Consider the following 24781-nt stretch of genomic DNA (forward strand, 5'->3'; position numbering starts at 1 on the left):
ACCCTAATCTTATAGATATACAACCGCCGAAAGAAACGGCTCAAGTTGTTGGATTACAGGGAGAGAAAATGGGAAATCCGCTTGTCACACTTAAAAGTGCCAGCAAAAGCTTTGTTGATGGCAACGAGAACCACCGTGTGCTGGAAGATGTCGACTTCGCTCTGGCAAACGGCGCAAGCGTGGCACTAACAGGGGCAAGTGGTAGCGGTAAAAGTACCCTACTCAATATCATTGCTGGCTTCGAACCTCTATCAAGTGGCGAACTATGGTTAGATGGAGAAAACACCACCGTCTGGAAAGACCCGCAATGGAGCCTTTTTCGACATCAAAAGCTTGGCGTCATCTTTCAACAGTTCAACCTGTTAACGCCACTAAACGTTAAACAAAACATTGCCTTTCCACTCAATTTGAACCAGCTAAATTGGAACGAATGGTGTGACTATTTAGTGGAGACTCTGGCTATTAGTGATTTACTAAACAGACATGTCTCTACCCTTTCTGGTGGTCAGCAACAACGTGTCGCTATAGCCAGAGCCTTAGCCCACAAACCCAAACTCTTACTCGCTGACGAACCTACTGGTAACCTTGACCAAAAAGCCGGTTTAGAGGTCATGAAGCTGCTGAGTGACATTACCACGCAAGGTAAAACCGCAGTGATATTGGTGACGCATAGCACTGAATGTGCCGAATTCATGCAAACTCAACTGCGCTTGAAAAACGGTCACCTTGTCCGTAAGCAGGACAACCTCCGAGCCGCGCTATGAAAAAAACCAGATTTGCGCACACCAAACTCGCACTTTACCTGTTTACCGCTCATTATCGGCAAGCACCGCTGCAAGCCGCCGCAATTCTAATTGGCATCGTACTCGCCGTTACGTTGTTTGTCGCCGTGCAAGCCATCAATCTCAATGCCAAGCGCAGCTACGCAGAATCTACAGAGCAGCTGAGTGCTCAAGCACAAAACCTGATTATCCCACCAGCTGGTCAACGCTATTTGCCCGAATCGCTCTACTTTTCACTTAGACAAAAGGGGTTAAGCGCCTTACTGCCGGTGATTGAAGGTCGGGTCAGGGATGAACAAGGTCGTCGGTGGTCAGTGCAGGGAAGTGACCTTATTGCGGCGATCATCTCTGGAACACGCTATGCCTCAGATTCTAGTAACGAACAAGATATTTCCCTGTTTGATAGCACACTCCCCCTGACTCAGCTATTGGCTGGTGAACCGATTGTGATGATGAGTCAATCCCAACATCACAATCTAGGTGGCACAGATTTCATGATTCTGGATGAGGTCAAAACGAAAGTCGTTGTTCTTCCGGATGACTGGCAACTGGGAAGCCGGATGTTGATGGATATTGGCTTTGCTCAGCAGTTACTCAATAAACCCGGACAACTGAGCTATATCGCGGTTTTCAATAGTGAAGGCAATAATCTCGAGAAATGGCAAAGCTTAGTCGGAAAACAAGGACAATGGGTCGCCAACACCCAAAGCACCGATCTTGGCTCACTAACGGACAGCTTCCACCTTAATCTTACTGCGATGAGTTTGTTGGCGTTTTTAGTCGGCCTGTTCATCGCCTATAACGGCGTGAAGTACAGCTTACTCAAACGTAATCGCCTGTTGGTACAAATTCAGCAGGCTGGCATCGCACCGATAAATGTGTTCTCTGCGCTATTAGTTGAATTGATGATTTTGGTGGCATTCGGCGCGTCACTTGGCTTTGTCCTCGGTATGCAATTAAGTCATTGGTTACATCCAACGGTTGCCCTTACGCTTGAACAACTGTACGGCGCTACTTTACTTCCCGGCACGTGGCAATGGCAATGGTGGGCACAGGCGCTATTGCTGACGTTAGCGGCGGCTTTGCTCGCTTGTTGGCAGCACTTTAAACAGCGAGTCCATCAGCCGCTTTCTTCACATAGTGGTCTTTATCAAGCACCAGAAACATCCAACCAGAATCAACTGTTCCTTGTCGGCTTGGTGCTCGCCACGCTATCTCTGACAGGTTTATGGTTGAGTGACCACCATCGCCTGACCATGGCATGGCTTGGTGTGTTAGTGGTTTCAATTCCTTTATATCTACCGAAAACGCTCAGCGTATTAGCGTATTGGAGCGAGCAGCGAACCACACCTGGCTTAGTGCAATATCTGTTTGCTGAACTGAGTGAGCTGGTTTCTCCACTTTCTCTTGCGATGATGGCGCTGCTTCTTGCCGTGACCGCCAATATCGGTATGAACAATTTGGTCGGAAGCTTTGAATCCACCTTAAAGCAATGGCTCGAACAAAGGCTACATGCGGATATTTACGTCAGTCCATCGCAGGGTGAAATGGCGAATGTTGAGCATGCTCTGGAGCACTTCGACAACGTAGAAAAGGTCTATAAACAGTATTATGTCGATGCGAACTTGCAGGGCTTACCTATCCGACTTGGTACCAAAGATAAAGACACTTTAGAACAAACCATGGTATTTAAGTCCCGTGTTGATGAATTCTGGCCGCGCTTTTATCAAGGAGAGGTCGTTGCGATCAGTGAACCTACCGCAGTGAAACTTGGCTTATCGCTTGGTAGTGACCTGAAGCTCGATGCGTTGAAAGGCGAGACTCTGACTGTCGGAGCCATTTTTCACGACTACGGAGCACCCAATGGCGAAGTATTACTTGCTCCTAAATTGTGGCAAGAGCGCGGTTTTACAGACTTGCCGATTAGCCTTGGGATCAAAATCTCTGGCGACAAAAAATCCATGTATGACCAATTACAACAACAGTTGGCTCTGAATCCGAGTCAGCTCTACGATCAGGCTCACGTCAAATCAGTCGCGTTAGATATCTTTTCACAAACCTTCGCCATCACACACACACTAAATGGCGTCACCTTAATGGTGGCTGTGATCGGTTTGTTCAGCGCTTGCTTTATGTTACTCGATGCGCGCAAAGCCGCCATTGCAAGGTTGTATGCGCTTGGTGTGAGTCGTCGAAAATTGATGGAGATGGTGGTTGGGCAAATCGTCGCTTTGGTTAGCTTTACGTTGGTTATCGCCATACCACTTGGCGCAATGGTCGGCTATATACTGACTGACGTAGTAACCTTACGCGCTTTCGGCTGGAGCCTGAACTACCTATGGAGCTGGAGTGATGCACTCAGTATCTCCGTCATTACCATTTTAGTCGCGGTGATGGCTACCCTGTTCCCAATGTGGCGCTTGGTGAGCAAACCTGTGGTATCCAGCTTACAAAGTGAGGTACTGTGATGAATCAAATCATAAAACATGTCGCACTAGTACTTGGTTGTTTATCTCTTATCGGCTGTGAAGAATCCAAGCAACAAAATGTAGGGATGCTATTAGGAGGAAGTGAAGTACCAGCGGAGGCCGAGTCGTTCACTCCAGTGATGAAAGGTGTTGAGATCACCTTCCCTGCCGATCATCAAGCGCACCTCGATTTTCGTCATGAATGGTGGTATTTAACGGCAAACTTAACCGATGAAAAGGGCAACCCTCTCGGTGTGCAATGGACACAATTTCGCTTCTCTGCGGTACCACAGAAAAACAAACCAGAAGAAACAAAGGCCGTATGGCAAAGCCATCAAATTTACATGGCGCATAGCGCGATTACCACCAAAGACAAACATTACGCCGATGAAAAATGGTCACGGGATCACAGCGAGCTTGCCGGAGTGGACACCTCACCATTTCGTGTTTATCTGGATGATTGGCAGTGGATCTCATCCACCGATGATTTGTTTCCCGCTACGCTCAATACCAACTCCAAGAAATTTGGTTACTCACTCAACTTAACCAGTAATGCACCCTATCAAAAGCAAGGCGAGCAAGGATACAGCACCAAAAGTGCCGATGGTCAGGCCGCTTCGCATTACTACAGTCAGCCGTTTATTGATGTGGAGGGAGAAGTCACCATCGATGGCGAAACTCATCAGGTCTCGGGTAAAGGTTGGATCGACAGAGAGTGGAGTTCACAGTACTTACAGGAGTCACAGCAAGGTTGGGATTGGTTTGCGCTAAGGCTGGGTGAGGAAACAAGCCTGATGGTGTTCCAACTTCGCGATGCAAAAACCGGAAAAGCCAGTTACTCGCACGCTAAGTTGATGAACCAAGATGGCAGCGGAACCGCGATTCAACAAAACGAGCTCCGCTTAAAAGCTTCCCGAAAAACGACTATTCAAGGTCGTGACTATCCAACAGAGTGGCAGCTTTCGATCCCCAATCAGCAAATTGAAATCACGATTACTGCACTCAATCCTAACGCACAAATGCCCCTGTCGGTAACCTATTGGGAGGGTCCGGTGACCATCGACGGGTCTCATTCAGGCACCGGCTATATGGAGCTGACTGGGTATTGAGCACTTTATTGTGTGCATCGCTTACCTGTGTGAGGCTTAACCTATTGTTGAACAACAATATCTTTATTGAAAACAACCGACCGCGACGCATTTATCCAATAACAGCCTTGAAAGCTTGCCTTGTTACGATACGCTTTGAGCAAATCAAACAAGGATGAACCAATAATGCGCGTCGATTATCAAAAACGACTCGTTCCTGTTATTCGCTATCTGGAACAGCACTTTAACGAACCACTCAATCTACTCGAAGTGGCGGCGCTAGCGAACTTATCCCCCTATCACTTTCATCGTACTTTCAAAGCCGTGCAGGGCGAGACCTTAGCCGATTTCATCCGACGTTTAAGACTAGAAGCCGCAGCGGATGACCTGTTCAAATCCAAACAACCGGTGCTCAACATTGCTTTAGAGTACAGTTTTTCTAGCTCACAAAGCTTAGCCAAAGCGTTCAAACAACATTATGGGGTGACGCCAACGGCCTTTCGCGATTGTGAAAACTACCAACAGTTTTCTGAATTAGCGCGAAACAGCAAGATTGGACACACATTGCGCAAGAACGGAAACGAAGAAAATTCCAGCGATTCATATACTGGCTCTGAACTCACAACATGGAGCATTATTATGGAAACGCAACACTTTGACGCAACCAAACTGGCGTACATTCGCGTGAATGGTCCTTACGGCGAAGGCTATGAAGAGCCAGCAGGTCATCTATACCAATGGGCTGGCATGAAAGGTCTGGCGGGCAACACCTGCATCTTTATTTACCACGACAACCCAGAAATCACGCCGAACGAGAAATGTCGAACTGACATCTGTTTGATGGTGCCTGAAGACACCGAAGTTCCAAGTGGCATTGAGCTGCAAGACTTTCCTGGTGGTCAATACGCAGTCATGCGTCAACGCATCACGGAAAACGGCCAATACTCAAAAGCATGGGATGATTTGATGACTAAAGTGATTGAGTCTGGCATTGAAAGCGATGATCGTCCTTGCTTCGAGCTTTACCATAGCTTTGACCCACAAACTCACCATGCAGACGTCAGTTTCTGCACTGCCATCAAATAGTCAAAAAAGCCTGCGACTATTGCGCAGGCTTTCTTTAAGCAATCCAACTCAATTAAATCGCTTCACCATTCACGGTTACAGCAACATTGATATTACCGCGTACCGCATTCGAGTAAGGGCAAACCTGATGTGAAGTACGAGTTAGTTCAAGCGCCTGTTCTTGTGGTAAATCCAGCTCAACCGCCAGACTGACGGTAAGAGCAAAACCGCCGTTGCCGTTCTGACCAATGCCCACTTCTGCGGTTACTGGCGCATGTTTGAGATTCACTTTAGCTTCACGCGCTACGTGTAAAATCGCGTTAGAAAAACACGCCGAGTATCCCGCAGCAAACAGTTGCTCTGGGTTTGTTGCTGCACCTGTGCCACCCATTTCTTTCGGGTATGCTAAGTCGAGAGACAATAGACCATCGTCAGTTTTCACTTGGCCATTACGACCGGCAAGAGCAGTTGCTTGAGTTTTGTATAACGTCGTCATACGAATATCCCCTTTCAATTTAAGTTGTGTACAATTTAATTGTTTGCAATCTTATATCGAAACAAACTTCACTTGCAACTATATTGTGCACAATTTATTTTTATAACCTCCATAGTGAACAGATAGGCCAAGCCCATGAGTCAGTGCTACACAGAAAACCCATTGAACGACGATGAGAAAATTTTGCTGGAAAATCAAGTGTGTTTCCCGCTCTATAGTGCAGCTAACGCCGTCATTCGCGCTTATCGTCCTCTACTGGATGAGCTGGAACTTACCTACTCTCAGTATCTGGTCATGATGGTTCTTTGGGAAAAAGACGGCGCAAGTGTCAAAGAATTAGGCTCACGCCTTCACTTGGACTCAGGCACACTGACGCCTCTGTTGAAACGACTAGAAGCAAAAGGGTTCGTTACTAGGGGGAGAAGCGAAAGCGATGAGCGTGTGAGAGTTTTGAACCTGACCAGCGAAGGAAAACAGTTAAAAACACGCGCTAAATCCGTTCCTAATGCCATAGCCTGCAAAATAACATTAGAACTGGATGAACTGATTACTTTAAAGAATTTGTGCAACAAGCTGTTGGATACACTTGTGTAATTTACATTTAATTAACACTATAATAACAATAAATAAACCTAAAACTATTGGCTTGTGAAGCTTCTATCCAGGCGCAACATGGTCATCGCAGAGTGAAAAACAAAAACCTATTAATAGTCAGTACAAATTAGGCGTAATAGGTTTTTTCTATTTAGGAAAATAGGAATCAGCTATCAATAAGATAGTTAAAAGCAATTTTATTTAACCTAACTCAGATGCGAATATACTTTCCGACAGCAAGATTTGCTAATCCAAAATAACCGAAAGGAAAGTAAAGTAATGATCAATACTAAAATCAAACCATTTACAGCTACAGCGTTTAAAGAAGGCGAATTCGTACAAGTAACAGAACAAGATGTTCTAGGTAAGTGGGCGGTATTCTTCTTCTACCCAGCTGACTTTACGTTCGTTTGTCCGACCGAGCTAGGTGACTTAGCAGACCACTACGCAGAGCTACAAAGCCGTGGCGTTGAAGTTTACTCAGTATCAACAGACACTCACTTCACTCACAAAGCATGGCACGACAGCTCTGAGACTATCGGCAAAATCAACTACTACATGCTTGGCGACCAAACTGGCAACATCACAAACAACTTCGGCGTGATGCGTGAAGGTCAAGGTCTTGCAGACCGTGCAACGTTCCTAATCGACCCAGAAGGTACTATCCAGGCAATGGAAATCACTGCAGAAGGCATCGGCCGTGACGCAGAAGACCTACTACGCAAAGTTAAAGCGGCTCAGTACGTAGCTGCACACCCAGGCGAAGTTTGCCCAGCTAAATGGAAAGAAGGCGAAGAAACGCTAGCACCTTCTCTAGACCTAGTAGGCAAAATCTAATTCTAGATTAGCCAACGCTGGTTCAATCTAAGAACCAAAACCTAATTAAAGAGAGCAATCCGGGTTAGATACCTTGACGACCTTCTTCCCGGTTTGCTCTCTCCTCATGTTTTTATCCAGAGTAACCACTCTTCTGTTTATTAAAAGGTAATAACAACTATGTTAGACCAAGCGATCCAACAACAACTCAAACAATATCTGGCTAATGTAAAAGAAGACGTACGTCTAGTGGTTAGCCTAGATGAAAGCAAAGCGGCAAATGATATTTTGTCTCTCGCTAATCAAATCGCAGAAATGAGCGAGCATATTTCTGTTGTTCGTGACGACGCAGCCAGTGACCGTAAACCAGTAATGGCGGTAACCAACCCGACTAAAGGAACAGCACTTAGCTTTGCTGGCCTGCCTATGGGCCATGAATTTACGTCACTAGTCCTTGCTCTGCTTCACTCTGGCGGTCACCCAATCAAGCTAGAACCAGAAGTGATTGAACAAATCGCTGCGCTAGATAAAGAACTGGATGTAGAAATCTTTATTTCTCTGTCTTGTCAGAACTGTCCTGATGTTGTTCAGGCGTTTAACATGATGGCAGCGATTAACCCGAAAGTGAAAGCAACCATGATCGACGGTGCTTTGTTCCAAGACGAAGTGAAACAGCGCGATATCATGGCAGTACCAAGTGTATTCGTTAACGGTGAGCTGTTCGGCCAAGGCCGCATGTCACTTACAGAAATTCTGAACAAAGTCGACGACAGCGCAAGCGAGAAAGCAGCAAAAGCGCTGGATGAAAAAGAACCTTACGACGTTCTTGTTGTAGGTGGCGGCCCAGGTGGTAGTGCAGCGGCACTTTACGCAGCACGTAAAGGCATCCGCACTGGTGTTGTGGCTAAACGTTTTGGTGGTCAGGTTATGGACACCATGGCGATCGAAAACTTTGTCTCGGTGAAACGCACTGAAGGTCCTAAGCTGGCGGCTGATCTTGGCGAGCATTTGAAAGAGTACGACGTTGACGTTGTGACAGAGCAGCAAGCTAAAAAGCTAATGGGCGCAGCACATACTGAAGATGGTCTTATCCACATTCAGCTAGAAAGTGGCGCAACGCTTAAGAGTCAAAGTGTTATTTTGAGCCCAGGTGCTCGCTGGCGAGAAATGAATGTTCCTGGTGAGCAAGAGTACCGCAATAAAGGCGTTGCTTACTGTCCACACTGTGATGGTCCGCTATTCAAAGGTAAAAAGACGGCCGTTATCGGCGGTGGTAACTCAGGTATCGAAGCGGCAATCGACCTAGCAGGTATTGTGGAACATGTAACGGTTCTTGAATTTGCTGATGTTTTACGTGCTGACCAAGTACTGATCAACAAAGCGAACTCGCTACCAAACGTCGACATCATTACCATGGCACAAACAACGGAAGTTGTAGGTGACGGCAAGCGCGTGACTGGCCTGAAATACAAAGACCGCAACACAGATGAAATCAAAGAACTTGAGCTATCGGGTATCTTCGTTCAAATCGGTCTTGTTCCTAACACAGAGTGGCTGAAAGATTCAGATGTGAACTTGTCTCCACGTGGTGAAATTGAAGTAGGCAGTCACGGTGAAACCAGCCTGGAAGGTGTATTTGCTGCGGGTGACGCAACAACGGTACCTTACAAACAGATCATCATTGCGATGGGTGAAGGTGCAAAAGCAAGCTTAGGCGCGTTTGACTACCTGATTCGTAAGCAAGGTTAATCTCCAGAACTTCTGGAACAATAAAAAGAAAAGAAGCCCAAAGACTTTGCCAGCAGACCTCTATCTGCTGGCTTTTTGTGCCTAAAGAAATAGTAAGTACTTACATCATAAAATAATCAGATTCTTCAAAATATCTAAAATCGTCATGCTGCCTTCACGTTACCTCTGTCTTAAAAACACGACTCGTTGAAAATATTTGCGACTCTAACGTGCCTCGCCTGCAAAAATCCCAAAAAGATATTCAAACTCAAACCGAATGAAATCCTTGCACTATACTGATTTGGACAGTCAGTAGCATATGGAAATTAATCTATGAAAATCAAATCAATTGCAGCAATGATAGGAGCAGCTTTACCAGTAACGGCTCTGGCCGCTGAAAAGCCAAATATTGTGGTCATTTTTGGTGATGATATTGGTTGGCAAAACGTTAGTGCTTATGGCATGGGTACGATGGGATACAAAACACCGAACATCGACAGTATTGCCAATGAAGGCATCATGTTTACCGACCACTATGCCCAACCTAGCTCTACTGCAGGCCGTGCAGCATTTATTACCGGGCAATACCCGATTCGTTCGGGGATGACTACTGTGCAGATGCCCGGCGGTACTCTAGGGATTCAAAAAGGATCGCCTTCCCTGGCTGAGGTATTAAAAGAAGCAGGCTATGCGACCGGACAATTTGGTAAAAACCATCTGGGTGACCAAAACTTTTCCCTGCCAACTGTCCATGGTTTTGATGAGTTCTTCGGCAACTTATACCACTTAAACACCCAAGAAGAACACGAACAGAGAGATTTCCAAAACTTCGCCAAGGAATATTCAGGCTCAGTTGAAGAGTACGAGAAAAAATTTGGTACTCGTGGCGTGTTACATTGCTTCGCTACAGAAACCGAAGACAAAACGGTTGAGCCTAGGTTTGGGGCTGTTGGTAAACAAAAATGTACCGACACAGGCCCTCTGGGTCAGGAGCGTATGAAGAACTTTGACCGTGAAGAAATGCTGCCGGCGGCGGTCAACTTTATCGATAAATCCATAAAAGACAACAAGCCGTTCTTTACTTGGATAAACACCAGCCGAATGCACTTGTACACACGCTTAGATGAAAAATGGCGCTACGCAGCAGAGCATCTTACCAGTGAATATGATGTCTACGGCAGCGGCATGATGCAGCACGATGATGACATTGGTTTTTTACTGGAAGAACTTAAAAAAAGAGGCTTAACAGAGAACACCATCATCGTCTACTCAACAGATAATGGCCCAGAGCACTCATCGTGGCCTCATGGTGGTACGACACCATTCCGCGGTGAAAAAATGACCACCTATGAAGGTGGGGTTAGAGTACCGACCATGGTCAAATGGCCTGGCGTTATTCCTCCAGGGCAAGTACTGAATGGTATTCAAGGACACCAGGATCTCTTTACTACTTTAGCCTCTGCCGCGGGGGTTAAAGATGTTAAAGAGAAAATGATCAAAGAGAAAAAACAGTACATCGATGGTATTGATAACTTAGCGTACTGGAAGGGTGAGTCAGACAAATCGGCCCGCAACTCGATTTTTTACTATTTTGAAAGTCAGCTGTCAGCAATTCGCCTTGGTCCTTGGAAGTTCCACTTTGCCATTGCCGAACACTACTATGACAACTTATTACCTTTAGCTAAACCTAAAGTGTACAACTTACGTGCCGACCCATTCGAAAGTTATGATTCAGTAGACTCAAACGGTCACTTAGCTCAGAAAGTCTCTTGGATGCTTGCACCTGTGAGTGAAATGATGGCAGAACATGTCCAAAGCTTAGTGGACTATCCTCCGACACAAGGCGGTACGACTTTTGATATGTCTAAAGTGATAGAAGATGCAATGAGCGCTTCGCAGCAATAACATTCTCTGAATATCAATGCAAAGGGCGAACTATTTCCTGTTCGCCCTTTTTTAGTACCAAATTAACCTGTACACCAAAGAATATGTGGCAGACAGAAACAGTTTCGCCAACCCTTCAAAAGGATTGGCGAAACGTTTAGAGCTAAATTAGTTAGTAAGTACTTACAGCATAGCTTGACGGCTTGGCAAGAAGACTTCACCCAACATACAGCGAACAGAACCACCACCGATAGATTCGATTGTCGTCACATCAAACGGCAGTAACTTACCGTGCGTCGCTAACTGGTTTCTTTGTGCTGGTGAAAACGCATCGTATGCCGATTGAGACATCGCAATCACCTTGTCACCATTCACGGTTTCCAGTTGAAGGATGTTGCCGCAAAACTGATTCATCTGCTCAATCGAAATCGAGATCACTTGCTTGTCTTTCGCCAGTGATTTCAGCACAAAGCGACGCTCGAACTCAGGGATTACTTCGTCACAGATAACACAGAACTGTTCACCTACCGCCATCATTACATTGGTATGGTAAATCGGTGAGCCAGAAGGCAAACGTGTTTGGAATGAAATCACGCGATCGTAGCCAATACGATTTGCATAATCTTCCAGAACTAAACGGTCACAGCGCTGAGAAAGTGCCGCATAAACTGTCTTGTTAAAATGATCAAAAATCATCACACCAGTACTTTCCAGATACGCCTGATCGTTAACGTATTCGGTTAAGCTAGCTTGCTGTGATACCTCTCGTCCCGCTTTCGCTAACGCGGCGACAAGAGCGTCTGGACGAACTTCTTTCTGACGGTTTTCACACGCCATCGGGAACGTATATAAGGTCCCATCACACGTTGTACTGAACCAGTTATTCGGGAATACCGCATCTGGCGTCGCAACATCTGACAGAGGATAATCAAACTCCACCACCTGAACGCCTTCCTGACGCAAGGTTGCTACCATCGCAGCAAATTCAGCCATGGTTTTTTGAGAAACTTCTTTCTGGCTGAGTGACACCTGATTCTGAAACTCGTTGTCTCTCGCAGTTTCTTCGTTAAAGCGAAATTCTTTAGGTGGCACCATCACTACGCAGTTTGCGGTATGGCGCAGAGCACTTTGTGTGCTTTCTTCGTTCCCATTTGCAAATTGGGGTACTGATTCGTGTAATAGCATCCGATACATTCCTTCTCACTAGAATGAGGAGATTGTAAATACATTGTTACGTAAGGTTTTACTGTTTTCACGATTATTTCATCCTTCCAAAAGGAAAATTTACTGCCAAACCCCATAAACTCAGAAAAAATAATTGCCACCTTACAGGCTTAATTTTTTGTGTTACACGGGTTACAAATCGAAAAAATCAGTGTTACGAACTCAAATTATAGCCAATTACACAGAGTTAGCTTAAAGATATGCAAGATTCATTATCAAAATTGCTTTAAACATCAGAAATCACAAACAGACAACGCAAAATAAAAAACCTTAAAATGTGAATATAAATTCAGCAAATAAAATGGCGAAACAAGATATTTTCAAAGAAAAGACCGATCACCACAAATTGAAGATATGGAGACAGGAATGATGCCAAAAGAGCCAAAGGCAGCTGTGGTTTTCGCATTATCTAGAGTAAGGATAATCATAGAGAGCGTATAGATTCTCGGATATGAAACAACACGACACGATAAAAGCCGTACTATTCTGCTACTATCTTGGCTCATTGCGTATCCACAGCGATGAACACCTTACAGAGTCTCTGACTGGATCATTTATCAAGCTACGTTTTGATAACCAGCTATACTCAACAGACGGCTGGTTCTACCCAAACCACGATAAGTGGTCGCAGGTAATTAAACTGATAATAAGGTAATTGGATTATGTGTAAATGTGGTTCAATGCAGATCGTACAACTTAAACCGAGTTGGACTGACAAGCTATTTGGCTACTCAGAAAGATGGAAATGCCAACTTTGTTGTAAGATCTACCGCATCTAAAAATACAAAAATGACACTTAGATTTTCTAAGAAAAAGCAGTGACCCGACAATGATTGTCGGGTTTTATTTTTCTATCTCTCTAATAAATCTTCAAATCATTTCCACATCCTAGAACCAAGTCCTCCCCGCTGAATCTAGCATCTAGAGGTTATTTAGGTATAAAATCACGCCACTTAATTCACTGCTAATTTCTTACATAACTGGTCACTATGAACAAAAGTTTGTTAACGAATGTCCTCGCAATCATATTGATGGGTGCTGGCCATCAACTTCAAAACAACTATCTTTGGTATGCAGGTTTATTTGCCTTTTCTGGAGCTATCACCAACTGGCTAGCCATCCATATGCTGTTTGAAAAAGTACCCGGCTTATATGGTTCTGGTGTTATTCCGGCACGATTTGAAGAATTCAAACTCGCCATCAAGAACCTGATGATGGAGCAGTTCTTTACTGAAGCTAATATTGACCGATTCTTGAATAAAGAGATGGCGGGCGGCGCGAGCATCAACCTGCAACCTGTGATTAATAAGGTGGATTTCAACCCTGCCTTTGATTCTTTGGTGGAGGTGATCGAAGGCTCTCAGTTTGGTGGAATGCTGGCGATGTTTGGCGGTTCAGAAGCGCTTCAGCCAATGAAACAGCCCTTTGTAGAGAAGATGCAAGAATCCTTAGTTGAGCTAAGCCAAAGCGACTCAGTAAAAGAGGCGCTGAAAGAACAGTTTGAATCACCTGCGATGATGGATGAAATCAAACAAAACATCGAAAGCATTATCGATCAGCGCCTCAGCGAACTGACACCAGCCTTAGTGAAAGAGATGGTGCAGAAAATGATTAAAGAGCACTTGGGCTGGCTTGTTGTTTGGGGTGGTGTTTTTGGCGGCGTAATTGGTGTGATTACGACCTTCATCAGCTTCTAATCAGCTAATATTCTGAGCACAATTGACAAAGGAGCCAAATGGCTCCTTTTTTGATTGCATCAGATTAAGCTTAGCCCAGTAGCTCAGGGTTCACACCAAATCCGGTTTTATGTTCTTCTATGACCACTTCACTACGTGTCTGAATCACTCCCGGCAGGGTACCAAGCTTGCTAGACATAAATTCCTGATACGCTTTCATGCTTTTGACGCGAACTTTAATCATGGTATCGAAATCCCCGGAGAGCGAATAACACTCCTCGATTTCAGGCATCAACTCAACCGCCTTGGCAAATTTCTCAAATATCGAGAAGCTGGTTTGATCTAGACGAATGTGAATGAACACTTGCACGTCCAGACCCAATTTTTCTGCATTCAGCTCCGCATGATAGCCATTGATATAGCCTTCTTTTTCTAGTCTTTTAACCCGATCAGAACAAGGCGACGTCGTTAGATTTATCTGCTTTGCTAGTTCAACAACTGGAATTCGGCCTCGTGAATGAAGCACTCTCAAAATATGCAGGTCAATCCTGTCCAATTGATAACTCATCAACCACACCCTAGTCATATCATATGGAGGCTCACCATAATCGTTAGTAAGGCATTTGCAAACTGGCAAATGACTAACGTGTGAAACCAGCTTTGTTTTTGTATTGGATACGCATAAAAAGCAGACGCCAATGCCCACCAGCCCAACGTCATTGATACCAAATACGGTGAATCTCTCATTTTATCTCAGGTTAACTAAAAAGTAGCGTAGGGGAAAAAGCCGAAGAAAAAGCCTGAAGATGGATGAGAGACATTGTGTTCATGCTTGGGAGAGCAACACGGATTGCGCACGATTTGTCGATGCATAAAACAAAGGAACATGGCTTTGAAACACACGTATTGAGCCAGATTCAATGAAACAACAGAGAGATAGAGGCTGCAACTTATTTAAACCGTTTGAGCGAGCCAAGAGCTCTACATCACCGTTTAACAAAGTCACAAAACTCAAGCACCTAAATGTACTCGCTATTACTGTTCGACTCGCATTTAGGGTCAGCGCACTTTAACGAAAACCATCGACTCAACTACATAATTGCAGACGTTTGTCTTGTCGGATGTGACACCACTTCGCCAATCGCGCGGTGATTACAACGACGACAAAAATACTGAGGTTCCATCTCATAATAATGTTCACCCGAAACGAACTTCGCCATCAACTGTGTAAAGCTCAGAACTTTGCCAGTCAAGGTTTCAACTGGCTGCGACTCACAACGTCTCATGATGACCTTATGTTGAGTCGACTTTCTACAAGCTGAGCAATAAATATCCGGCATTTCTTTTTCTCCCAATTTTTTCTGTGCTACTGATAATTGACATATTTTGTTCAAAATAATTCCACATTAAAAAATACCCTTTTGAGTTTTGTGTCCTACCTCCAAAAAACAGGGTAATGTATTTATAAAATTGAGACATTGCTCAGATGTCAATTTTTGTTGTTATTTTGTGAAATTTAATGCCAATTACTGTCAGAACTTGATGAAACACACATAACCAATTGTTGAATATCACTATTTTTAAAACCATTCCTAAAGCTAACTGTTAGAAATCCCCCAATTAACGCTACTTTAAGTGGAAAATTCACGCGGTTAACTACATATTTAGTACTAACTTTCACTTTTTATTCAATGATATAGAGCCTTTATGCTGCATCCTAAATTACTATCAAGATGTCAGCGAATGCCCTAGAAAAGGAAAAATACGGATGCCGTTTGAGGAGGAGTTCTCAAAACATAAAAGGAAGGAGGAGTAAAAGTACGGTGAGAATGTCTGGGTGTACATTTGCAAAATTCAGGCAAAAATAAAGCCCGCTTTGAAGCGAGCTTTATTGGTTTCATCTGTGACTAGAAATTAGTCCAAATCAATCAATTTCTGTTTGTATGACTTGTGTTGCTCCAATACGTCGTGCGCAGCACCACCAGTCATTTTACTTACTACAAAGATAGCCAGTGTAGAGAAGATGATTCCCGGTACGATTTCGTAAACATCGAACCAACCGCCTGATAGCTGTTTCCATAGAACGATAGTCACACCACCAACCAGAATACCTGCAAGCGCGCCGTTACGGTTCATACCACTCCAGTAAAGGCTAAGTACTACTGCTGGGCCAAATGCGGCACCAAAGCCTGCCCAAGCGTAAGATACAAGTCCTAGTACTGAGCTGTCTGGTGTCATTGCCAAGAATAGAGCAAGCAGAGAAATCACGATCACGCCTACACGGCCAACCATTACGATTTCTTCTGAAGATGCGCCTGGTTTAAATACTTGCTTGTAGAAATCTTCTGCTAGTGCTGAAGAAGAAACAAGAAGCTGAGAGTCTGCTGTACTCATTACCGCTGCAAGAATCGCTGCAAGCAAGATACCTGCAATAACTGGGTGGAATACCGTGTTAACCAGTAGCATGAAGATTTTCTCTCCATCTTCTAATTGAACACCAGAGTGATCGCCAACCCATACAAGGCCAACAAGACCTACAAGCATTGCACCCGCCATTGAAAGCGCTGTCCAACCCACTGCGATACGGCGTGCAGTCGTCAAATCTTTGTTTGAACGAGTCGCTTTAAAACGCGCCAGGATGTGAGGCTGACCGAAGTAACCCAGACCCCAAGCTGCCAGAGAGATGATCGCGATAGCCGATAGTGGCTCACCTTTCACATCACGCCAAAGCGTCAGTAGTTCAGGGTTGATGTTATGCATATCTGATGAAAGCTGGCCTAATCCACCGTCCATCACTGCAACAGGCACGATCATCAGTGCTGCAGCCATTAGCAGGCCTTGCACCAAGTCTGTCCAAGATACCGCCAGGAAGCCACCGAATAGTGTGTAAGAAACCACACACACCGTGCCAATAATAACCGCATAGGTGTAATCTAGACCAAATACTGTTTCAAACAGTTTGCCCCCTGCTACCAAGCCAGAGCTGGTGTAGAAAAGGAAAAATAGAAGAATGAAAAACGCAGAGATTGTCTGGATCAGTTTTGATTTGTCGTTGAAACGACGTGACAGGAACTCTGGCAATGTCAGCGCGTCAGTCTGGATACTGTAAGTACGTAGACGTTTTGCACTGATTAACCAGTTCGCCCATGTACCAACCAGCAGACCACCTGCTAGCCAAAATGCCTCGATACCCGCAGCATAAGCGTAACCTGGTAGACCAAGTAGCAGCCAGCCACTCATGTCTGAAGCACCTGCAGATAACGCAGCAGGCCACGGACCTAGGCTACGGCCACCTAGGAAGTAATCAGATGAGTTGGCAGTCCTCTTATACGCAATAACGCCAATGGCAACCATGATTAATAAATACGCCACAAAAGTGGACGTGATAGCAATGCTATTTTCTATCATTAGATAGTCCTCGTTATAATTATTTCCTTCCTTGTCTTCTTTGATATTTTGCCATCTCAGCAATACAGCAAAGCAAGAGACACCAACCTGAAACGGTTCTCAGGGGAGCTATTCCAAATTGGTGTCACAAGTCAGGTTAGTGAGTTTCGTTCCCCAGCTCGAGTAGAGTTGCGTTACCACCCACCGCGGTAATATTTATCGTTCGAGTACGCTCAGTAATAAAGCGTAACGACAGATGAGGATCATGAGCCAATTTCGGTGACTCTAAATCCGTTTCAGAAACTAAGCCGACGATGGCACCATCGCGCTTAGCCAGTTGAAGATTGAGCGCGTGCTCAACCTTAGAATGCCCAACATAACCCACACTACGTACATCACTCTCAAGCAACGGTGCTGAGGCGTCATACGCAACTACCTGGACTAAGTTAGATGGGAGGTTCGTCGACGATACCGCTTTTGTAACCAGTTGGTTTAGCTCGATATTGTCGCTGCAAATCACAACACTGTTACCAGCAATTAAGGCACAGGTGATCATTGCAAATGCACTGTATAACGCGTTAGTCGTATTTTCGGTGTTGTTTTCACAAATCACCAAAGCTACGCCACGACCTGCAGCATACAGCTCGTTAGTTTCACCAGTAGGCCCTACTAACTGATGAGTTTCTGCAAGAAGTGCTGACGCCTGTTGCAAGTGGTATGAAACCACTTTTGCTACTGTGGCATTGTGCCCTTCTAGTGCAGATTTAAATGCCAGCGCGTGCTCGCATTTGTAATCAAAATCGGTCAGATTCCACTGTTCCCACGCAGAAAATGCATCTTTAAAATATGTGATCTGATGAACCATAATGCGACTCCTTATGCGTTCTCTGCTTGAGCAACTATTTGTTGAGCAAGAACAGGTTGAGTAAAGCGGTACAAGTAGTGAGGACCACCAGCTTTAGGGCCAGTACCAGACAAGCCTTGACCACCAAAAGGTTGAACACCTACTACGGCACCAACTTGATCTCGGTTGATGTAGCAGTTACCAACACGAGCGTGTTTTTCAATCCAACGGTAAGTGGTTTCGTTACGACTATGGATACCCATGGTCAGACCAAAACCCGTTTGGTTGATTTGCTCAACAACGTTTGGTAATTCAGACGCTTTAAAGCGAACAATGTGTAGAATTGGGCCAAATTGCTCTTCTTTCAGCACATCAATGCCTGAGATTTCAAACGCACTTGGTGACACAAAATCACCGTACTGGCACGCTTCGTTAAGGTTCAACTCAGCCACTTTCTTCTGAGTTTTGCTCATTTGCTCAATGTGAGCCTGAAGTTTCTGCTTCGCATTTTGGTCGATAACCGGACCAACATCGGTTTCATGCAGATACGGCAAGCCAACTTTTAGCTCATTCATCGCACCTTGGATAAGCGTGATGATTCGATCCGCAACGTCTTCCTGCACAAACAGTACACGTAGTGCAGAACAACGTTGACCAGCTGATGCAAACGCAGAACGAATAACATCACGTACAACCTGTTCTGGCAGCGCCGTACTGTCGACAATCATCGCGTTCTGACCGCCTGTTTCTGCGATAAACGGAACAGGTTTCGCTGTGCGCTCTGCCAATGTCACGTTGATACGCTGTGCAGTTGCTGTCGAACCGGTAAATGCCACACCAGCAATCGCATCGTGAGAAGTCAGTGCATGACCGATTTCACCACCGCGACCAGGAAGCAACTGAATAACACCTGCTGGGAAGCCTGCTTCCAGCATCAGTTCAATTGCACGCGCTGCAATCAAGCTGGTTTGTTCAGCCGGTTTCGCTACCACTGTGTTACCAGCAACAAGTGCTGCTGTGACCTGACCAAGGAAAATCGCCAGAGGGAAGTTCCATGGGCTGATACAAACAAACACCCCCAAACCTTCACGGCTCGAAATACGTTTAACGCCGTCAAAGCCTTCTAGCTCGAATGGTTTTAGATTTTGTGCTTGCTTCGCGTAGTAACGACAGAAATCCACCGCTTCACGAACTTCATCGATACTATCGTGAATCGTCTTACCTGCTTCCTTGTGACAAATCGCCACCAACTCAGCAAGATTCTCTTCCATCAAATCAGCAAGTGAGTCTAAGCACTGTGCTTTCTGCTCAATCGCCGTATCTTTCCACGCAGGGAAAGCACTTTGAGCCGCTTGAATTGCAGAGGACACATGATCAAGCGTAGCAAAAGCGACTTTACCTGCTTCGATACGACGATCGTATGGCGCAGTAACGATCTCTGCAGCGTTATCCTTGATCATGCTTTCAGCGAAAGACTCACCATTGATCACAGGACCAGCTGTCCATGTGTTGTTCAGGAAGCTTTCAACTTGGGTCTCAAATGGTTTAGCTTCACTTTCGATATCCACGTTTACGCCATAAGAATTCTTGCGCTCTGGGAAAATACCCGATGGCAATGGAATCTTGTCGTTGTTCAACGTATCAAAACCAGTCAGCACATCCACAGGGTGATGCGTTAACTCGTAGATAGGGCAACGAGCGTCCACCAAACGGTGTACAAACGAGCTGTTTGCACCGTTTTCTAACAGACGGCGAACCAGATAAGGAAGCAGGTCAGCATGGCTACCAACTGGCGCGTAGATACGCACTGGCTGGCCGTATTTAGCCATCACATGGTTGTAAAGTGAGTCACCCATGCCGTGCAGGCGCTGGAACTCATAATCTTTGTGCTGCGCCATGACTGCAATTGCCGTCACAGTGTGCGCGTTGTGACTCGCAAACTGCGGGAAGATATTGCCACGAACACCGTCACTCAATAGGAATCGAGCACAAGCTAGGTAGGCAACGTCTGTCGCTTCTTTACGGGTATATACTGGGTAGTTGTCGTAGCCAGCTTGCTGAGACCATTTAATTTCGCTGTCCCAGTAAGCGCCTTTAACCAAACGCAGTGGGATAAGATCGCCCTGCTCTTTCGCTAGCGCATTTATCCATACCAATACAGGAAGAGCACGCTTCGAGTACGCTTGAATTACCAGGCCAAACTTGCCCCAGCCTTTCACTAGGTCGCTGCGGTAGACTTTCTCAAATAGTTTTAAAGAAAGCTCAAGACGATCGGCTTCTTCTGCATCAATCGTAATCGCTACATCCACTTCAATCGCACGTTTTAGCAACTGCATTAACGAGTCGTACAACTCGGTCATGACACGCTCTTCATTTGCAACTTCATAGCGTGGGTGCAATGCAGAAAGCTTAATAGAAATAGAAGGTGCTGGGCTGGTATCGCTGCCGTAAGTCTCTCGACCAACCGCTTCGATAGCCATTAGGTAATCTTTGAAGTATTTATTCGCGTCAGCTGTGGTCAGCGCCGCTTCACCCAACATATCAAATGAGTAAGTGAAACCTTTGTCGCGCATCGGGCGACCATTTTTTTGCGCTTCTTCGATTGTGCGGCCACGAACAAACTGATGACCCATGATCTTCATCGCCTGATACATGGCTTTACGAATCACAGGTTCAGAGAATTTATTCACCAGACGGTTTACAGCCTGACTTGGGCTCTGGCTGCCTTTTTCACCAAGACCAACCACTTTACCCGTCAGCATAAGACCCCATGTTGACGCGTTAACGAAAACAGAGTCTGAATTTTTCAGGTGAGATTTCCAGTCCGCAACACTTAGCTTGTCTTTGATCAACGCATCAGCAGTCGCAGAATCAGGGATACGCATTAATGCTTCTGCAAGACACATCAACAAGATACCTTCTTGTGTATCTAAGCTGTATTCCAGCAGCAGGGCATCAATCATCTGGATTGACTTCTTATCGGCACGAATGGCTTCGATAAGTTGGGTCGTTTGGATCGTGATCGCCGATTTTTCTTCCTCTGTCGGCGTCGCTAGCGGCAACAATTGCTCTAGCCATTGAGACTCGTCCACCATATACAATGGCGAGATCAGTGACCACAACTTATCAAGCGGCTGCTCGATAAACTCCGGTGTCAACACGTTTGTAGCTGTAAACATGTGTGTTCCTCAATCTCACTCCTCGAAAACCGCTTCGAGGATCATCAATGGCTGGCAGTGTATTTTGAGGCCGACAAGAATACTTGTCAAAAACTACGGTATTTTTGCTAAAAACTCGCTTTTATAACAAAACATCCACACAATCACGCTCAAATAGGTAATATTTTGTATCGGAAATTTTAATTTTTCTGGCTTATTAACAACAAAAAACCAACGATATCAATAATATTGTTCGTAAGCCCGCGGTCCTAACGGAATAACTCAGGACAGAATGCTGCTTTAACGTACAACTTGATGAAAAATGAAGAGAAAAGAGATCTAAATCACACTAATAAAAAACAAAAAACCATGCTAAAAGCATGGTCTTGAGTAAAAATCTTTGGAATTTATCCAATCTGTTTCTTATATTGTGAAGGCGATAATCCCTGAAGACGAGTGAAAGTATGGGTGAACGTACTTTGGTTAGAGAAGCCTGTGAACTCTGCAATTTGCCCCAGCGATAGCTGTCCTTGATTGATTAACTCTCGTGCCATATCAATGCGTTTACCCAAAACATACTGATGCGGAGTAATTCCCATTTGCTCTTTGAATAAGCAGTGGAACTGACTTTCACCTAAAAACACTCGGCCAGCGAGTTGAGCAACACTGATCTTATGGCTTAAATGCTGCTCGATGTAGCGGTCGATCGCTTCCAGATCAAAACGGGACTCTTTGCGGCTGGTTTCAAAAGCGGAGATATGGCGCTGCATCAGTGCGATGACCGTATCGTTACAAGCACGGCTCAATAACAGATCTTCTGGGTGACTGCGCATCTCCTGAACCAGCATCTGTATCAGCTTCTGAATTTGACTATCTAGCTTGAAGTACAGGTGCGAACGCTCCAAATTGTTGAGTTTATCCAACATTTCCGGATCGTCATTGGTCGGTTTTGGCATATTGAGTACCAAAATATCTGACTGATTTATCACCCCTCCGAAAGCATGATCAGAGCAGGCGGTTACCACGCATCCCTGACCCGGCCCGACGAGATTTCCCTGCCCGCGCACTTCAAACTCAGCTTGTCCTTTCAACCCAATGACAATCTGAGTATAAGAATGATCATGGCATTCCATATAAGATGGAAGCGTGATCAGTTCTGCAGGGCGAGGCAGCATAATATCTTTATATAGCGGGGCTTTCGGGTTATCTGAATCAGTCATTTCACACAGTCATCTTAAGCGTGAGGCTTACAATCACGCATGATATACCTTCTAGGGAAGCTTGCAAATCTTCCACACATTTATCGGACAAGATCAAAACGCGATGATCAACATGAATTACATGATCATCGTTCCGGAACGATGATCATGTTGGTTCAAACTACGGTTAACGACAAACCAATTTTGATAGTAAAAACGGATAGATAGCGAGCACTGTTGAATGTAACCACCATTATTAGTAAAGATCCTCACTTGCGATCGGACGCTTATGTAGACTCAATCTACTGAGCGAATAATCGATGATGAAGATTCTATTAAATCATTGCTCATAGAGGGAATTCCCCCCTTACTTATATTCTACCGATTCAATACATTAGACCGAGAACTTTAGGGAACATCCCCCTTAAGATCTAGGTATCTCGTTGATACCTCTAATTTACCTAGCAGGCCCTCGCTACGTAAATTAGAACCTCTTCTACAAGTCAATAAGATTAATATCTTGTGTTGCCAGCCCGTCTTCAGGCTGGCTTTTTTTATATGAATGAAAACAATAGCATAAGCTGATATCATATTGACCACCTAACTGTATCCTCGCGTTAACTATCATTTTGAGAAATCTTAATCACGCCCGTCCCAGCGCCAACCCGTTTTAGCGACACGACGAAAGCATGATCAAGGGCACTCTTTATGTAAATCGGTAAAAACCGAGACGCGAGCTTATTAACCTGAAATTACTCAGTCAGAGAGTAGTGAGTCCTGTTGTGAATATCCCAGTCAATAGCATAGAACAGTCACTCCTTCGACAACTTCCCGGTTGTTGGGGGTGCAAAGATAAAGATTCCGTGTTCCGTTACGTTAATCAGGAGTATGCCGAGCTAATAGGCCATACCAGCCCCGAACATTGTATTGGTAAGACTGACTTCGACATGCTAAGCCCAACCACTGAGTGTGCAGAAGAGTTTCAACGTCAGGATAAATACGTTATGGAGACTGGTGAGTCGCTGAAAATTCTTGATATTCATCCCTACCCAGACGGACACTGGCGCGCCCACATTTTTACTAAAACGCCTTGGCGAGATGAACAGGGAAATACCTTGGGTACCATCTTTTATGGAAGAGAATTGACCGACACGGCAGTTATCGAAGTGGGCTATTGGGTTTGCCGAGCGGTCGAAACCGATCCGAATCAGCAATCCATATTCCGTTTCTCGAATCTAGACTCCAAGGCCGTGACACTCACCAAGCGTGAGCAAGAAACGCTTTTCTTGTTACTTTACGGCAAGAAGCCGCAGTTCATTTCCCAAGTAATGGGGATTTCGACCAAAACGGTTGAAGGTCACGTCGCTCGCCTGCGCAACAAATTTGATGCGAACAGCAAAAATGAGTTGATTGATAAAGCGATGGAAGCTGGATACGGCTCTGTGGTACCGAAGACCTTACTGAAGCATCAGCTTTCTGTTGTTCTCAATGGTGACAGATAAAAGTAGCAGATAGCAAAACACCGCCGAGGTGGCGGTGTCTTTCAGTCAAATAGCCTGATGTCGTGGACTATGGCGCTAAGCGATCGATGTCCCATTTACCGTCATGCTGCGAAAACAAGAAACGGTCATGCAGTCGATGCTCCCCACCTTGCCAAAACTCAATGCTTTGCGGTTTCACTCGGAAGCCACCCCAAAATGACGGCACTGGAATTTCGCCTTTGGCAAACTTTTGTTTTAGCTCAAGGAACTTACCTTCTAGTACGCCACGAGCCGAAATACGACTGCTCTGCTTACTGGCAATGGCAGCAAGTTGACTTTCTTTAGGGCGAGACGTGAAGTATTTCATGTTTTCCATCGCGGTGAGCTTTTCGGCAACACCTGTGATGTGAACTTGTCGTTCAAGAGGGTGCCAAGGAAAGTGCAGACTGATGTTGCTGTTATGCTCAAGTTGTTGAGCCTTACGGCTACCCAGGTTGGTGTAAAACACAAAGCCATTTTGATCGACATTTTTCAGCAGCACAATACGCTGAAACGGCATGCCATTCTCATCAACCGTTGCCACCGTCATTGCGGTAGGATCAGTTAACCCCGCTTCAACCGCTTGCTGCAGCCACAGGTTGAATTGATCAATAGGATCCGCCGCCAAATCTTTACGACGCAGACCACCTTTCGTGTATTCACGACGAATATCAGCAAGTTCCATCTTTACTCCTTCACTATTTTTTGTCGATTGTGCTCTCGATAATAAGGAAATACAAGGACATCAATGGTTATGTCTCGTAATCGCTGCGCCTCACAGCATCATCAGATACCTTCTGATAAACTAGGCCTCAAGTGACTTATTTACCTTAATAACTTTAAGATGCAGGG

At 45.1% G+C, this 24781-nt stretch carries 20 protein-coding genes; 11 read left to right on the forward strand and 9 right to left on the reverse strand.

Translation table 11 applies throughout. The features are described from left to right. Nucleotides 1–68: 68 nt before the first annotated feature. From V1U08_RS05880 to V1U08_RS05895, 4 genes are all read left to right on the forward strand, one after another. Nucleotides 69–764 carry an ABC transporter ATP-binding protein gene (locus V1U08_RS05880; protein WP_330470163.1) on the forward strand — a complete coding sequence of 232 codons (696 nt, stop codon included), beginning with the start codon at nt 69–71 and terminating at the stop codon, nt 762–764. Next, nucleotides 761–3250 carry an ABC transporter permease gene (locus V1U08_RS05885; RefSeq protein ID WP_330470164.1) on the forward strand — a complete coding sequence of 830 codons (2490 nt, stop codon included), beginning with the start codon at nt 761–763 and terminating at the stop codon, nt 3248–3250. Before V1U08_RS05880 ends, V1U08_RS05885 begins: the two co-directional genes overlap by 4 nt. Then, complete coding sequence (locus V1U08_RS05890) at nt 3250–4359, forward strand: lipocalin-like domain-containing protein (protein WP_330470165.1); 1110 nt, start codon at nt 3250–3252, stop codon at nt 4357–4359. Before V1U08_RS05885 ends, V1U08_RS05890 begins: the two co-directional genes overlap by 1 nt. Nucleotides 4360–4524: 165 nt before the next feature. Then, nucleotides 4525–5424 carry an AraC family transcriptional regulator gene (locus tag V1U08_RS05895; protein ID WP_330470166.1) on the forward strand — a complete coding sequence of 300 codons (900 nt, stop codon included), beginning with the start codon at nt 4525–4527 and terminating at the stop codon, nt 5422–5424. 52 nt (nt 5425–5476) lie between these two features. On the opposite strand, the gene V1U08_RS05900 is transcribed toward V1U08_RS05895, so the two are convergent. Next, on the reverse strand, nt 5477–5899 hold the full coding sequence (locus V1U08_RS05900) for an organic hydroperoxide resistance protein (protein WP_243977303.1): 423 nt from the start codon (nt 5897–5899) through the stop codon (nt 5477–5479). Nucleotides 5900–6034: 135 nt separating this feature from the next. Between V1U08_RS05900 and V1U08_RS05905 the strand changes: the two genes are divergently transcribed. The 4 genes from V1U08_RS05905 (at nt 6035) to V1U08_RS05920 (ending at nt 10942) form a co-directional block, all read left to right on the forward strand. Then, on the forward strand, nt 6035–6493 hold the full coding sequence (locus tag V1U08_RS05905) for a MarR family winged helix-turn-helix transcriptional regulator (RefSeq protein WP_243977305.1): 459 nt from the start codon (nt 6035–6037) through the stop codon (nt 6491–6493). 279 nt (nt 6494–6772) lie between these two features. After that, nucleotides 6773–7330 carry an alkyl hydroperoxide reductase subunit C gene (gene ahpC, locus V1U08_RS05910; protein WP_014235093.1) on the forward strand — a complete coding sequence of 186 codons (558 nt, stop codon included), beginning with the start codon at nt 6773–6775 and terminating at the stop codon, nt 7328–7330. Nucleotides 7331–7489: 159 nt separating this feature from the next. Continuing rightward, nucleotides 7490–9058: an alkyl hydroperoxide reductase subunit F gene (gene ahpF, locus V1U08_RS05915; protein ID WP_065300601.1), complete on the forward strand. Its 1569-nt coding sequence runs from the start codon at nt 7490–7492 to the stop codon at nt 9056–9058. 312 nt (nt 9059–9370) lie between these two features. Further along, nucleotides 9371–10942 (forward strand): arylsulfatase, encoded by a 1572-nt coding sequence (locus tag V1U08_RS05920; protein ID WP_014235095.1) that lies wholly within the window; start codon nt 9371–9373, stop codon nt 10940–10942. A 162-nt stretch (nt 10943–11104) separates the two neighbouring features. Here the strand turns inward: V1U08_RS05920 and V1U08_RS05925 are convergent, their stop codons facing one another. Beyond that, entirely contained in the window at nt 11105–12106 is a 1002-nt protein-coding gene (locus V1U08_RS05925; RefSeq protein WP_014235096.1) for an arginine deiminase-related protein, read from the reverse strand. Between the two features lie 490 nt (nt 12107–12596). On the opposite strand from V1U08_RS05925, the gene V1U08_RS05930 reads away from it, so the two are divergent. Both V1U08_RS05930 and V1U08_RS05935 read left to right on the forward strand, forming a co-directional pair. Then, the gene (locus V1U08_RS05930; RefSeq protein ID WP_014235097.1) at nt 12597–12800 is read left to right on the forward strand and encodes a hypothetical protein; all 204 of its coding nucleotides are present in this window, start codon (nt 12597–12599) and stop codon (nt 12798–12800) included. Nucleotides 12801–13134: 334 nt separating this feature from the next. After that, nucleotides 13135–13842 (forward strand): DUF445 domain-containing protein, encoded by a 708-nt coding sequence (locus V1U08_RS05935; RefSeq protein WP_065300603.1) that lies wholly within the window; start codon nt 13135–13137, stop codon nt 13840–13842. Nucleotides 13843–13912: 70 nt separating this feature from the next. Here the strand turns inward: V1U08_RS05935 and V1U08_RS05940 are convergent, their stop codons facing one another. From V1U08_RS05940 to V1U08_RS05965, 6 genes are all read right to left on the reverse strand, one after another. Then, nucleotides 13913–14389, reverse strand: coding sequence for an Lrp/AsnC family transcriptional regulator (locus tag V1U08_RS05940; RefSeq protein ID WP_006740877.1), 477 nt, complete (start codon nt 14387–14389; stop codon nt 13913–13915). A gap of 523 nt (nt 14390–14912) precedes the next feature. Then, a complete protein-coding gene (locus V1U08_RS05945) occupies nt 14913–15161 on the reverse strand; it encodes a hypothetical protein (RefSeq protein WP_014235099.1) in 249 nt (82 codons plus the stop codon). A gap of 574 nt (nt 15162–15735) precedes the next feature. Continuing rightward, nucleotides 15736–17229, reverse strand: coding sequence for a sodium/proline symporter PutP (putP, locus tag V1U08_RS05950; RefSeq protein ID WP_020335025.1), 1494 nt, complete (start codon nt 17227–17229; stop codon nt 15736–15738). A 136-nt stretch (nt 17230–17365) separates the two neighbouring features. After that, nucleotides 17366–18073, reverse strand: a complete 708-nt coding sequence (locus tag V1U08_RS05955) for a 1-pyrroline-5-carboxylate dehydrogenase (protein WP_020335026.1) — start codon at nt 18071–18073, stop codon at nt 17366–17368. An 11-nt stretch (nt 18074–18084) separates the two neighbouring features. Further along, on the reverse strand, nt 18085–21231 hold the full coding sequence (putA, locus tag V1U08_RS05960; RefSeq protein ID WP_020335027.1) for a bifunctional proline dehydrogenase/L-glutamate gamma-semialdehyde dehydrogenase PutA: 3147 nt from the start codon (nt 21229–21231) through the stop codon (nt 18085–18087). Between the two features lie 386 nt (nt 21232–21617). Beyond that, complete coding sequence (locus V1U08_RS05965) at nt 21618–22430, reverse strand: AraC family transcriptional regulator (RefSeq protein ID WP_268668557.1); 813 nt, start codon at nt 22428–22430, stop codon at nt 21618–21620. Between the two features lie 761 nt (nt 22431–23191). Between V1U08_RS05965 and V1U08_RS05970 the strand changes: the two genes are divergently transcribed. After that, nucleotides 23192–23911, forward strand: a complete 720-nt coding sequence (locus V1U08_RS05970) for a helix-turn-helix transcriptional regulator (RefSeq protein ID WP_024372625.1) — start codon at nt 23192–23194, stop codon at nt 23909–23911. Between the two features lie 67 nt (nt 23912–23978). On the opposite strand, the gene pdxH is transcribed toward V1U08_RS05970, so the two are convergent. Beyond that, nucleotides 23979–24614 (reverse strand): pyridoxamine 5'-phosphate oxidase, encoded by a 636-nt coding sequence (pdxH, locus tag V1U08_RS05975; RefSeq protein ID WP_014235106.1) that lies wholly within the window; start codon nt 24612–24614, stop codon nt 23979–23981. Nucleotides 24615–24781 lie beyond the last annotated feature (167 nt).

Origin of the sequence: Vibrio sp. YYF0003 (genome assembly GCF_036350715.1) — a bacterium.
Lineage (GTDB): Bacteria > Pseudomonadota > Gammaproteobacteria > Enterobacterales > Vibrionaceae > Vibrio > Vibrio natriegens.